The organism is Solibacillus sp. FSL W8-0474, assembly GCF_038004065.1.
In the GTDB taxonomy this organism is placed as follows: domain Bacteria; phylum Bacillota; class Bacilli; order Bacillales_A; family Planococcaceae; genus Solibacillus; species Solibacillus faecavium.
Genome location: NZ_JBBOQJ010000001.1, coordinates 2,387,497 through 2,400,800 on the forward strand (window position 1 = coordinate 2,387,497; position 13,304 = coordinate 2,400,800).

10 protein-coding genes are annotated in these 13,304 nt (G+C 36.3%); all 10 read right to left on the reverse strand.

Annotated features, from left to right (window positions below):
- Positions 1-119: 119 nt before the first annotated feature.
- Positions 120-1,043 carry a SpoIVB peptidase S55 domain-containing protein gene (locus NYE67_RS12020; RefSeq protein WP_340728326.1) on the reverse strand — a complete coding sequence of 308 codons (924 nt, stop codon included), beginning with the start codon at positions 1,041-1,043 and terminating at the stop codon, positions 120-122.
- Positions 1,044-1,231: 188 nt separating this feature from the next.
- Positions 1,232-2,923 (reverse strand): DNA repair protein RecN, encoded by a 1,692-nt coding sequence (recN, locus tag NYE67_RS12025; RefSeq protein WP_340728327.1) that lies wholly within the window; start codon positions 2,921-2,923, stop codon positions 1,232-1,234.
- Between the two features lie 16 nt (positions 2,924-2,939).
- On the reverse strand, positions 2,940-3,389 hold the full coding sequence (gene ahrC, locus NYE67_RS12030; RefSeq protein WP_191699975.1) for a transcriptional regulator AhrC/ArgR: 450 nt from the start codon (positions 3,387-3,389) through the stop codon (positions 2,940-2,942).
- 198 nt (positions 3,390-3,587) lie between these two features.
- The gene (locus NYE67_RS12035; RefSeq protein WP_340728328.1) at positions 3,588-5,609 is read right to left on the reverse strand and encodes a cellulose biosynthesis cyclic di-GMP-binding regulatory protein BcsB; all 2,022 of its coding nucleotides are present in this window, start codon (positions 5,607-5,609) and stop codon (positions 3,588-3,590) included.
- 1 nt (position 5,610) lies between these two features.
- On the reverse strand, positions 5,611-6,882 hold the full coding sequence (locus NYE67_RS12040) for a glycosyltransferase family 2 protein (protein WP_340728329.1): 1,272 nt from the start codon (positions 6,880-6,882) through the stop codon (positions 5,611-5,613).
- Positions 6,882-8,435: a DUF2334 domain-containing protein gene (locus tag NYE67_RS12045; protein ID WP_340730187.1), complete on the reverse strand. Its 1,554-nt coding sequence runs from the start codon at positions 8,433-8,435 to the stop codon at positions 6,882-6,884. The genes NYE67_RS12040 and NYE67_RS12045 overlap by 1 nt, the downstream gene beginning before the upstream one ends.
- On the reverse strand, positions 8,425-9,276 hold the full coding sequence (locus NYE67_RS12050; RefSeq protein WP_340728331.1) for a diguanylate cyclase domain-containing protein: 852 nt from the start codon (positions 9,274-9,276) through the stop codon (positions 8,425-8,427). Before NYE67_RS12050 ends, NYE67_RS12045 begins: the two co-directional genes overlap by 11 nt.
- Positions 9,266-10,327, reverse strand: coding sequence for a glycosyl hydrolase family 8 (locus NYE67_RS12055; RefSeq protein ID WP_340728332.1), 1,062 nt, complete (start codon positions 10,325-10,327; stop codon positions 9,266-9,268). The genes NYE67_RS12050 and NYE67_RS12055 overlap by 11 nt, the downstream gene beginning before the upstream one ends.
- Before the next feature lie 248 nt (positions 10,328-10,575).
- Positions 10,576-11,394, reverse strand: a complete 819-nt coding sequence (locus NYE67_RS12060; RefSeq protein ID WP_340728333.1) for a TlyA family RNA methyltransferase — start codon at positions 11,392-11,394, stop codon at positions 10,576-10,578.
- Between the two features lie 6 nt (positions 11,395-11,400).
- Positions 11,401-13,296, reverse strand: a complete 1,896-nt coding sequence (gene dxs / locus NYE67_RS12065; protein WP_340730188.1) for a 1-deoxy-D-xylulose-5-phosphate synthase — start codon at positions 13,294-13,296, stop codon at positions 11,401-11,403.
- Between the last annotated feature and the right edge of the window lie 8 nt (positions 13,297-13,304).

The window sequence follows — 13,304 nt, forward strand, 5'->3', positions numbered from 1 at the left end:
TACCTTTATCGACAAGGAAATATATGGTTCTGTTTTTGTCGAATTATCTCTAAGTACTATTGTAATGAAAAAAGGAAAAAATGACTACACTTTATTAAAAGTGTAGTCATTTTTTTTTATTATGGACTCTTTTTTAACATTTCTATGACAAGAATTCCGGCACCCTTTGTAGGTTCTTCAATAAACATGTGCGTTACAGCTCCTACAAATTGATTGTCTTGAATAATCGGACTGCCACTCATCCCTTGAACAATACCGCCTGTTTTATCGATTAGACGCTCATCGACAACATGGAACGTAAAAGTATTATCCGTTTGTTTGTCAATTTTTATATCAAATAAATTGACCTCTTCACCGTCGATTGCTGTTAAGATTTGTGCTTTACCTTTTTTTAATTGATCGGCATGTATAATTTCAAGCGGTGGATGCAAACTGTCATGTAATGATTGTTCCCAATTTCCAAAAATACCGTATACATCATTACTGTTAACAGTTCCGAGTGGCGTTTGAGATTTATCTACAATTGAAATTTTGTAACCTGGTTGACCCGGAGTACTCTTTTTCACCTGTGAAATGGATGCTTCATAAATAGCACCTTCACTGAATTTTGGAGGAAGTTTCATCGTGGAGTCTACAATTTGATGGCCAAGTGCTCCGTATTCCATCGTTTCGGGATCGATATACGTGAGTGTTCCTACACCATCCGTTTCGCTTCTTAAAAATGGCTTTAAATGTACCAGTTCATGGGCAGATACACTTATTTCTCGCTGTTGCTTTCCATTTTCCAATGTTAGGGTAAACGATTCATCTTGACCGGATAAATCTTCTAGCTGGCTAATTGTTTCACCATTTAATTTTAAAACCCGCTCTCCCTTTTTCAGCCATTCACTACTTTCTAATAAAACATCCTGAGCAACTATAACATATGGCATTTGCAATTGTACTCCGATTGAATGCCCCATCGGAATTAAAGATTTCCCAAAAACCTGCATTGGCGACAATATTAAAAGCATTGCAACGAGTAACGACCATTTTTTTATCATCATTCACCTCCTCTATGCGCTTACTATGTGAAGAAACGAAGGAGTTATGAACGGAAAAATTTTGTTGATATGAGGAAAAATTAGAATGTATTCAATTACATTTAGCTTAACGAAGCGATTCCTCTAATAAACAAAACAGCAAAAGCCGCCTAAAAAATTTTTTTATTTTTAGACGGCTCTATAATTTATTATTTCATGGATTCTTTACGTTCATTTGCCATTTGTATTAGTTCTGAAGCATGTTGTAATGTAAGCTCTGTAATTTCAGAGCCACTCATCATGCGGCTAATTTCTTCAATGCGTTCTTTTTCTTCCATTTCAGAAAGTGTTGTAAAAGTACGATCATACTCAACTTGCTTCTTTATATAATAATGATGATCAGCCATTGCTGCTACTTGTGGTAAATGCGAAATACACAATACTTGAGAATTCACTGAAATCGCAGCAATCTTCTCGGCTATGGCTTGAGCGACTCGACCGCTTACACCAGTATCCACCTCATCAAAAATGATGGATGTAATGCCATTGGATGTTGAAAAAATTGTCTTTAAAGCAAGCATCATTCGTGAAAGCTCTCCACCTGATGCCACTTTAGGCAACGATTTTGGAGGTTCTCCGACATTTGTCGAAATATAGAATGCAACGAAATCTCTACCATTCGCATCGAATTGTGCCAATTGATTAAACTGAACGATAAACTGCGCTTTTTCCATATGCAGCATGCGTAATTCATTCATTATTGCTTCACTTAGCTTTACGGCATTTTCTTTTCGAATTGCAGTTAATTCTTTTGCCATTTTATTTAAGTTTTCTTCCATGCTCGCTAATAATTGCTCGTTTCGCTGCAATGTTTCGTCGCGGTTCATAAGCTGGCTAAGCTCTTCTTCAATTTTTTCGTAGTAGTTTAAAATTTCTTCTACAGTCGTACCATATTTACGTTTCATATTTTGATATAATGCAAGACGCTGTTCGACTTCATTTAAACGCTCGGCATCATATTCCAAATCATCGAGCACATTTTTAATTTGGTACGCGGCATCCTGAAGTGCATAAAAGCTTGTTGTAACAGCTTCGGAAGGCTCCTTAAAGTTCGAATCAAGATCTACAATATCTTCAAGTGCATTCATAGCATTACCGATAAAATCAAGACCATTCGCATCACCGGAAATTGCTTCATATGCCATGTTTGCCCGTTCAAAGATTTTATGGAAATTCATTAAACGAAGTCGTTCTTCGTTCAGCTCATCCTCTTCATCCTCTTTTAATGCAGCCTGCTCCAGCTCCTGAATTTGAAATTGATATAAGTCGATACGCTGTGCCATCCGCTGCTCGTCCATACTTAGCTCCGCAACTTCTTTTTTTAACTGACGGTACGCTTCATACGCTTCACTGTATTGTGCTTTTACAGAATGAAGTTCATGATGTGCAAAATGGTCCAATAAATGTATATGGAATTTCTCATCCATCAGCTCTTGATTTTCATGCTGTCCATGAATATCGATTAAACTACCACCAATATCACGTAAAACAGATAATGGAACAAGTTTGCCATTAACTCTGCAAATACTTTTTCCCGAATCATGTAAATCACGACGCAGTATGATGGTCCCTTCTTCTGCCTCTACCCCATGTTCCTCGAGTTTCATAAATATCGGATGTTGACTATTATTCACTTGGAATAGTCCACCCAACTCTGCTTTTTTTTCACCATGGCGAATAAATTCGGTTGATCCTCGACCACCGGCTAATATATTAACTGCATCAATAATAATTGATTTCCCGGCACCAGTTTCACCTGTTAATACAGTTAAACCTCCAGAAAAACTTACCGTTAAATCATCTATAATAGCAAAATTTCGAATACTTAATTCTCTTAACAAACCACTCCACCTCGGTTTACAGCATGTCTAATAATCGGTTTTTTATTTCTTCACGATCATTTTCTGTGCGGCACATAATTAAGATTGTATCATCACCACAGATTGTTCCTAAAATTTCCGTCCAATCTAAGTGATCCAATAAAGATCCGATTGCATTGGCATTTCCCGGCAATGTCTTCATTACTAAAAAATGTGAAGCTCCATCAATCGATACGAATGCATCTGACAATGATCGATGCAATTTTTGAATCGGATTGAATCTCTGATCGGCTGGTAAACTATATTTATAACGCCCGTCCTGCAGGGGAACTTTAACTAGATGCAATTCTTTAATATCACGGGATACGGTAGCTTGTGTAACATTGTAGCCCGCGTTTTTTAAATGATCGACTAAATCATCCTGTGTTTCAATTTCATTATTTGTAATAATATCGCGTATACGAATATGGCGCTGTCCTTTGTTCACAAAAGTCACCTCATTAAAATAGTTAAGAATATATGTATATTTACACTAACATTTGCATAAAAGAAATACAAGAAAAAATCGTACATATGTTCAATTCCCCTTTTTTTATCAACATTCATTCTATTTTATAAACTTGAAATAGGAAACGCTCTTCGTATAATTTGTGCAGACAAATTAACGAAAAGCGTGTGAGTTATCTTATATGTTTTTATTTCTTTTACGTTTCCGCCATACATAAACAATCAACGCAATTACTGCAAACAGGAACAGGAAAAACAGATAGAAACTATTGCTGTCAATCATGTTAGTTGTTAGTTTTTCTGTCAGGTTTTTATCGGTAACTTGCGCTTCATTTGTATGAACTCTGCCACCACTTCCGTTCACTGCAATATTGGCATTATCACCCAACATTTTCAAACTAGCTGCAAAATCCTTTGGCACATATTGGTCTGTGCTACTAACGACATCAAACACTACTAATGCAAAATCCTTATTCCAAGGGTTGTTTTGAATAAAGGCAAATTCTGATACATTGAAAAAACCATGCTCCGTTAAATCAGGAATATTATTATTGTAATGAACTGTCAATACTTCATCCTGTAACAGTTTATGCTGTTTTTTACCGCCTATAAAAATAACATGACTTTTTTCTAAAATGTCTTTTTTAATATCCTCTGTTCGGATTAGCGTAATTTCAGGTAACTTATTATTAATCGTAAGTGCCTCATAAACAGCTAATAAATCTGACCAGCGAAATTGATCGGGTACTACAATCGTGATTGGCTCATCAATTTTAGGGAATGGGAAGAAGCGGAATGTATATTGTGATACTTCCTGTTCCTTAACATTAAAGTTTAACGAGCTTACATCGGCAATATATACCCACTTGGCTTGATCTGACTGTATACATTCTTTACTTTCATGCAACCCATTTGCCATCAGTTGAATACGCATCAAGGTAGAATGTGTAAAAACAGCACTACTCATCGGTACTTCTACAAAAATATCGCCATTTTCATCTGACTTCACTTCATTTAAATTAATACTGTGTGGAACATCATTTATGAACAAAACTAATTCATGCTCATTGTTGGATTTATTGGTTAAAATAGACTCTGACACTTTTAAATGTAGTTGAATACTTGCCTTCATATCATTAAATGGATAATAAGGCATGTAGTAAAAATACATTTTTGAAGTTGTATTGCCAAAACCTAACGTCGTATTTGGGATCCCCATTTTTTTAAATGCTATCTTATTTTCCTGAACAGGTTGCTGTAGGATAGGCTGATTTACAATCTTAATTTGTTCTCCATGCAGCTGTTTAACGAATGAATCCTCGGTTAATACCTCTATTTTATTGAATTCCTCATCATCTTTACCTGTTATGACAAGTACATTTTTCACGGCAGATTGTTGCAGTGCCAATGTCTGTACCGATAAACTAAGACCATCTTCAGCATAGCTTTTGGTTACTAGCTCATTGAAGGTTGGGTTTTTAAACTCATCCTTCAATCCAATGAAAACCGTCGCATCTGTAATTGCCTTTACCTGTGATTCCTTTAAAAGTTTAACTTTGTTCGGAGTTGAACTATTTGAAAGGTAATTTGTCAGCTGTAAAGCGGCATTAAGTGTTTTCAACGTAGGCTCATCAGATACAACAATTTGTGTGTTTCGCGTATCCGTTCCGATAAAATAAGCTGGATATTGATTGAGATTTTGAAGTTCAGCGTCTAACTTTGCGCGAATATCTATAAACGAGGAAATTTGTAATGTTATCCAATTCCCACTTGTATTTTGATTAAGACAGATTCCTTCTTTTAAAATACCTACATATTTAATAGTAATTCTATGTTCACCTTTTTCCAGTGCATTCCCCACTAACGGGATAGTCATTTGCGATTGCATTTGGTCTAGACCAATCGTTTGGACTGGTATGCCATCAACCTCAACTGTTAATGAGGAAGGCGCAATCAGTAGGCGAGAATGATTAAAAAATAACTGTATTTTTTGCCCCTGCTCTTGTTGTGTTTCCAATAATTCGTAAACAAATTCAATTTCGCTTGATTCACCTTCTAATGTCACTTCTTCAGTGAATAAAGGGCTTCTTGTAGTTTCACGAACTTCTTCTGGCAGCATATTTAATTCGTTTGCGAATACTGCTGTTTGCCAAACAAGAAAAGCTATGAAGCTTATTAATATAATCGACAGATGCTTCATTTTACTTATCCCCCTTTACCGAAAACCGCTCTGTTTTATACCATTTGTGGTCTTCCTTTTTTAAAATGCGTTTAAATTCCAAAAATATAGAATAAACAACTAACATGATCCACATTTGCGAATACGAAAAATACATTGATACTACATATAATATATTCCGCCATGTAAGCTGATTCCGTTCAATGCTTAATGTTATCATGACTTCTGTTAAAAACAACAAAAAGGCGATAATCCAAAGGAAGATTGCTATATTACCGACAGATAAATTCAAATCAACGAAAAGATTGACGATAAAAATGATATTCGACATGATGACTCCAAAGAAAAATAAAAAATACGTAAAGAAGAAATAGAAAATATCAAACATAATCCGCTTTTGTTTTAAGCTGAATATTTTCCCAATAAACTTCAATACAACATATTGGTTACCACGAGCCCAGCGAATTCGCTGCTTCCACCAAACCCTCAACACTTCAGGCTCTTGTTCCCATGTAATGGCAGCAGGGAAAAATCTGATGTGATAGCCTAGATCATATACACGAATAGTCAACTCCGTATCTTCAGCCATCGCATTTGCATCCCATCCGCCAAGCTGCTCAATTACATTTCTTCTGATAGCAAAATTAGTACCTGGTATCGTAGCTACCCCAAACCAAAACCATCTCCCCGCCTGTGCCATCCATTGAAAACAGATAGTTTCGATATTGATAAAATGGGTTAACCAAGTATTATTTGCATTTATAACACGAAACTTTCCAACCATTGCAGCAGCTTTTTCGTCATTCACAAGTCCCATTACCAAATACCAGAGTGCATCCTTTTCAGGTGTATTGTCTGCATCATAAACTACAATAATATCATCTGAAGAGTTCTGCAAAGCATAGTTTAATGCGGTAGCTTTCCCGCGCCCTTTTAGTGGATCTTCGGTTTCAATAACCTTTAAATATTGAAAATCCTGTGCAAAAGACTCTCCGATCTCTTTTGTTTTATCAGTGCAATTATCACATATTAAAATAATTTGAAGACGATCCTTCGGGTAGTTGAGACGGACCATCGCTTTTAATGTTTGTGCGATAACCATTTCTTCGTTATGAGCAGGAATAAAAACCGAAACTTTAGGAACTTTTGGAAGTGAACGCATTTTTTTATCCCAAGTAGGGATTTGCTGTCGATAGCGTTTATAGTGCAAATAACCACCTTGCGCAAGAAACATATGGTAGAGCAACATAACCCAAATTAAAAACAGCGACATATAAAATAGGAAATTTGCCACTATGTTCTCTCCTCAAATAAATTTTTTCGATAGCGTAACCTTAAAAGGAATATATTAATTGTAAACAATAGAACAAATGCAACCGGTAAAAAAACAAGTACCCACAACACCATCTCCAATGGCCGTTCCTTAAATCTCCATTTCAGCTCGTCTATTATAGTCCATTCTGATTCTACTCGATAATCCCCATCCACATTATTGACTTCGAATTTATTGGTCTTTATGTGGAATGCTTCTCGATTAAAATCATACCAATACATCTCCGGTACGTTTTCCAATGTAGTAATTATGTCAGATAGTACGGATATACCATCATACATAGAAAAAGTTGTACTTAAAACTGTATTATTGACGAGTTCTAAATGATCTACCTCATTTTTCAAAATTAACAAAGGATCTTCATAATTATATTGCGGAGAACTTAAAGTAATAGGAAACAACTTTTGGCGATTTAATAGACTAGGGTTACTGATTACTAAAGGTGCTTGTGTATCAATAGAGTTATCATCAGATAGCGAAAGCTTACCAAAAAAAGTAGAGGTTTTCTGTGACATCTCGATATAGTGTGCCAGTGGGATATTGCTTTGATCATTATAAATTGCTGAGGGAATCAACTCTTCATTAATTAATACTTGGACCGCTGTTTCGAAATTATCATAAAATATTCGCTCACTATCTGTTCCATCTTCCTCGTAATCAATTGAATTACTAGTGATAATTACTGCTCCTTGCTGTTGAAGTTCCCGCAATAGTGAAACTAGCGGTTTTGCATCAATTAGGGATGCACTAGTACTTGTTTTTTCATCATAATAATTGGGTGACACATTTAGAAGGATAGGTACTCTTCTTTCAGTCAGTACATTTGCAACTTCAGCAAGTTTATCTACATTCGTCAACGGATTAATATGCTCAATAATGATAAACGATGGATGCTCATTATAAGCATTTGGATTACTAACCGAAGCTATTAATTCATTCAATAAAATTTGTGCTTCTAAATGATTATACTGTTCTAAAAACAACGACTGGTGCTCTTTATACTTCACAAGCAAAGGAACTATCTCATTGTAACCTTTTGCATATTTTAGTATTTGTGATTGCGGATCAATCTGTACATTCGAGAGCAATCTCAAATTTTTCATTGGCATTGTTGCGAGCGTATGAATAGGGATATTCTCTTTATTTATCCAATTGGGAAACTGTGGGGCAACTTTATAAAACTGACCGAGGGCAATTACTGGGCCAGCAAAAGCCTCTAACTTATTTATTATGGAACTATTTCCGGCTAGATCTGTACTTCCCTTATATCCTACTAATATATCGGATTGTATTTTTTTATTTGCTATCTCGTCAAAGGAATACATGATAACCTCATCAAAATGTCCCGTTAAATTTGCCTCTATATATCGTACCATTGTGAATTCCTGTTCAGTATTCGCCTCATATAAAAAAGTGACGGAAGAATATTCAAAATTAAATGCATCGACAGGAACGGCCATTATACTTAAAATCAATACGAGCGACGACATATAGACTAATACTTTACATCGCATAGAAGATAATCTCTCTTTCTAAATTGTTCATTAAAGTTTTATATTCAATATCCCCTGACTTACTACTACATTCTTCAAAGCTCATATGAAAAGTTAACGTCACTTTTTTACCATTTAATAACTCATGTTCCTGCAAGCCAATCGCTAAGTTATTTAAAATGATTTCAATTGAGGACTTTTTCGTTTCGATAAGCAAAAGTGCGAAACGATTGTCTGACACCCTAAATTTACTATCCGACGTTCGTACGATATCATTTACTCTTCTACCAATAGTTTTTAATAGATGCTGTACTTCCTTTTCACCATATACTTGCTGAAACTCTTCAAAATAATCAATTTGAAATAGTAGTAATGTAAATCTGCCTCCGTGACGTTTTATCCGGCTAAGTTCTCTCTTTACTTCCACTTCCATTCGCTGAGCTGAATCAAATGAAGTATCTAAATCGATGGATACAAATTGTTGAAGGTCTTTTTTCAGTTTCTCATTTACCTTCATTAACATTGTAATTTTTTCCTGAATGGACCCAGCAAGCAAAATACTTATAATTAAAATGACACCGAACTGAAGGAATTGATTAACTTTAATTGTTTGCCAGTTTCCAATTAACATTGTCGTTGACTGTAAAAGTAATATTGTCCCTGCTCCAAAAATTATAAAAAGACTAAACATAAGGCCGCCAAGTGTGCTTGTAAAAAGTGTCACGGCAATAACTATTACTAATAGAACGACAAGCAATAATTGTTCAAGTTCATTTGGGTCGATAATATATAAAAACAGCAATTGAATACAGACCAAACAAAACACTTGAATTAATAAATCATAATTTTTTTTATTTTTCATGGCCAGTACCTGCCTCTGCTAATAATGGTAGAATATTATCAAAAAAATGTGTTTGCCTAGTAAAAATATCTATATAGCCACCTTTATAATTGCTTACACTATCTTTTACTCTTAACTTCAGCATTTTTTCAAACAACTGTCGAGCTAATTCCTCTTCACCTGCCCGTTCCATCGCCATAAAGGCTAAGGCATACACAGCCGGTGATTCATAATTGACCGTAAACTTTTTCGTTTTAGCATTTATGCGTCCGTATAACTTGCCATGTTGAGATAGCATTTGCTTCGTAAAGCTTATTAGTTCATCATTTGGTGCATCGATAAATGTCCGATGGTAGGCAATATAATATTGATCGATTAAATTTACCTCTTCATCAAATTCATATCGTTTTTCTTTCGGAAAATATCTTTTGGCAAACCACCCATTCTGAATAGGTATTTGCTGTAATAAACTCATATTCCAGTCCATCTGCTTTTTGCTCAGTAAGTTTTCTTGTTGTAAAAAACGTAGAGCTGACGGCTTTAAATAGGACAATGTCAAAGAATCATTAGAAGATACACCGTCATAGAAATCCACTAAAGTACCGTTTTTTAATTGTAGTTTCACAATGCTATTTCCGATTGCAACTGCCATTTCTTTGTACTTTTTATTCCCCCACAAGTTGCCGGCCTCATTTAAACCCGTCATTATGCGAAAATCATCTATTAATGCATTTGTACCGAAATGCATCCCATCCTCATATCGCCAGGAAACGAGAGAATCCTTCGTCATAAAATATTCCGATAATATTCCTACCTGCTCGTCAAATCGCTGCTCATCCCCTATCAAAAGCAGATATTGCATCCATAGACCTATTGATTCAGACAAGTAAATTTCTTGTTGATCAGTTAAATCTGTTTGGAGCCACCCGTCCTTAATAAAGTACTTGTCAATAAACTGCGCATTTTCCTCCATTGGCTGAAAGGGAATTTCTTCTTTCTTCTCCTTTTGGCAATATGCGAGAAGAAGTACGAATATGATCACTGCAATTAATCTAAAAAAATTCGATACCACACTTAAGTCATCCTCTAGATTGTTATATTTTCTATAGATTATACTATATAATGCCAATAAATAGTTCAATAGAAATCGTTCTAAAGATAAATTAATGTGCTTTTGATTTTAATTAGTATTTTATGCCTAAAAACTCTCTTAATGCTAAATTATTCAAAAACATTTTTTACAGCAATTCAATTACCCATATTCAAAAAATAATAAAAAAAGCACAAAATAAGTCAAATCGACCCATTTTGTACTTTTCATTATTTTAAACTAGTATGTGCATCATTTACGACTTGATCAAAACTTGTAAATGCTTCTACTTCTTCACCATCATGAGGGTTATACAAATGGAATAAAAATTCGATATTGCCTTCCCCACCAGTTATCGGTGAGAATGATGCATCCTTAACCACAAAGCCATTTTCAGTCGCCATTTTAGCAGTTTCCTCTAATACAGCTAAGTGAACTTTAGGATCCCGGACAATTCCTTTTTTTCCTACGTTTTCTCTACCAGCTTCAAATTGCGGCTTTACAAGGGCCATTACATCGCCCCCTTGCATTAATACCGTTTTCAAAACAGGTAAAATAAGCGATAAGGAAATAAAGGAAACATCAATTGTTGCAAAATCCGGTAAGCCTTCTACTAAATCTTCCGGTTTTGTATAACGGAAATTCGTCTTTTCCATAACCGTTACACGTTCATCTGACCGAATTTTCCATGCTAGCTGATTCGAACCTACATCAAGTGCATAACAATGACGGGCACCGTTTTGTAAGGCGCAATCTGTAAAGCCGCCTGTTGACGAACCAATATCAAGCATAAGCTTGCCATCTACGGATAAATCAAAAATTTCAAGTGCCTTTTCAAGTTTTAATCCACCGCGTGATACATATTTTAATTGCGACCCTTTTACTTGCAGCGGGGCGTCAACCTCAATTTTCTCCCCTGCTTTGTCGATACGTACTTCATTGGAAAACACAAGTCCAGCCATGATTGAGCGCTTTGCCTTTTCTCGTGTTTCGCACAACCCGCGCTCTACAAGCATTACATCTACCCGTTCTTTTTTTTGCTTTGTCATTCTATATTAAACCCTATCCGACTGTTTATTCGGTACGAGCTGTGTAATGCGTTTTACCGCTTCTTCAGCCGTCACGTTAATTTCTTCTAATAATAGATCTACTTCACCATGTTCGATAAATTCGTCCGGAATACCGATACGTTCAATCTGCACATTTCGGTATTGCTTATCGAAGGCAAATTCTAATACTGCGCTACCAAATCCACCTTGCAACATCGTTTCTTCAATTGTTAAAATTGGTAGATTTGCCTGCATAATTTCATGCAGCATTGCTTCGTCCATAGGCTTGATAAAACGCGCATTGACAACTCGAACAGAAATGCCTTGCTCAGCCAATAATTCTGCCGCATGTAACGCCATTGGAATTGTTGTACCGAAAGTTAAAATAGCGGCATCTGATCCTTCACGCAATACTTCCCATGATCCAATCGGCAACGCTTTCATTTCCGCATCCATTTCTACTCCATAACCATTACCGCGAGGATAACGAAGAGCTATAGGCCCGTCATTATACTCTAGTGCTGTTTTCACCATATGTTGCCCTTCATTTTCATCCTTTGGCATCATTAATACGATGTTCGGGATATGACGTAAAAATGAAACATCAAATACACCCTGATGTGTTTCACCATCTGCTCCAACTAAGCCTGCACGGTCAATTCCGATAAATACGTTCAGGTTTGGACGGGCTATATCATGTAGGACCTGGTCATACGCACGCTGAAGGAACGTAGAATAAATCGATAAAAACGGTTTCATATGCTGTGTGGCAAGACCCGCAGCCATTGTCGTTGCATGCTGTTCGGCAATTCCGACATCATAGAAGCGATTCGGGAAGTCACGTTGAATCCCTTCAAGCTTTGATCCAACCGGCATTGCTGGTGTAATAGTCACAATGCGGTTATCCTCTTTCATGCATTTACGAACCGATTCCGCTACTAAACTACTCCATGCAGGACCTTTAGAGGCAGATTTTACGAATGCACCTGTTTCCATTTTATATGGACCAGTTCCGTGCCAAGTACCGACTGTATCATCTTCTGCAGGTTTGTAGCCTTTACCTTTTTTCGTAATGACATGCACAAGAACAGGACCTTGAACTTTCTTTGCATATTCTAAAGTTTTTTCTAATGCTTCAAAATCATGACCATCGATAGGACCTAAATATTTGAATCCTAATTCTTCAAAGAAAACACCTGAAACAACCAAATATTTCAAGCTATCTTTTACACGTTCTGCAGTCGCTGCCAATTTGCCTCCGACCATAGGAATTTTATTGATTAATGATTCCAAATCCTCTTTAGCACGAGAATATTCCTTTGCAGTACGAAGTCTGCCCAAAACGTCATGGAGTGCTCCGACGTTTGGTGCAATCGACATTTCATTATCGTTTAAAATGACAATCATATTTGTTTTTTCATGCCCAATATGGTTCAGTGCTTCTAGCGCCATACCACCTGTTAAAGCACCATCACCGATAATCGGAACAACAAAGTTTTTATCTCCTTTAATATCCCTAGCTGCTGCCATACCCATCGCTGCAGATAAAGATGTGGAGCTATGACCCGTCTCCCACATATCATGTTCACTTTCGACAAGCTTCGGAAAACCGCATAACCCTTTAAATTGACGTAAAGTGTCAAATTGGCTCGCCCGACCTGTTAAAATTTTGTGGACATATGCTTGGTGTCCAACATCCCATAAAAATTTATCCTTTGGACTATTAAAAGCTTTATGCAATGCAATCGTCAGCTCAACTACGCCTAAATTAGGGCCAATATGACCACCAGTTATTGAACATTTTTCGATTAGAAAAGCGCGAATTTCGCCTGCCAGCGCTTCTAGTTGCTTTTTATTCAAGTCTTTTAAAAAGGATGGACTAGAAATTTTAGTTAAATCCATCTCTACAC

Excerpts from the sequence above, each read along its gene's own strand:
- dxs (WP_340730188.1), bottom strand. The coding sequence starts at position 13,296 with ATGGATTTAACTAAAATTTCTAGTCCATCCTTTTTAAAAGACTTGAAT.
- NYE67_RS12045 (WP_340730187.1), bottom strand. The coding sequence starts at position 8,435 with ATGCGATGTAAAGTATTAGTCTATATGTCGTCGCTCGTATTGATTTTA.
- NYE67_RS12060 (WP_340728333.1), bottom strand. The coding sequence starts at position 11,394 with ATGACAAAGCAAAAAAAAGAACGGGTAGATGTAATGCTTGTAGAGCGC.
- NYE67_RS12020 (WP_340728326.1), bottom strand. The coding sequence starts at position 1,043 with ATGATAAAAAAATGGTCGTTACTCGTTGCAATGCTTTTAATATTGTCG.
- NYE67_RS12035 (WP_340728328.1), bottom strand. The coding sequence starts at position 5,609 with ATGAAGCATCTGTCGATTATATTAATAAGCTTCATAGCTTTTCTTGTT.
- NYE67_RS12050 (WP_340728331.1), bottom strand. The coding sequence starts at position 9,276 with ATGAAAAATAAAAAAAATTATGATTTATTAATTCAAGTGTTTTGTTTG.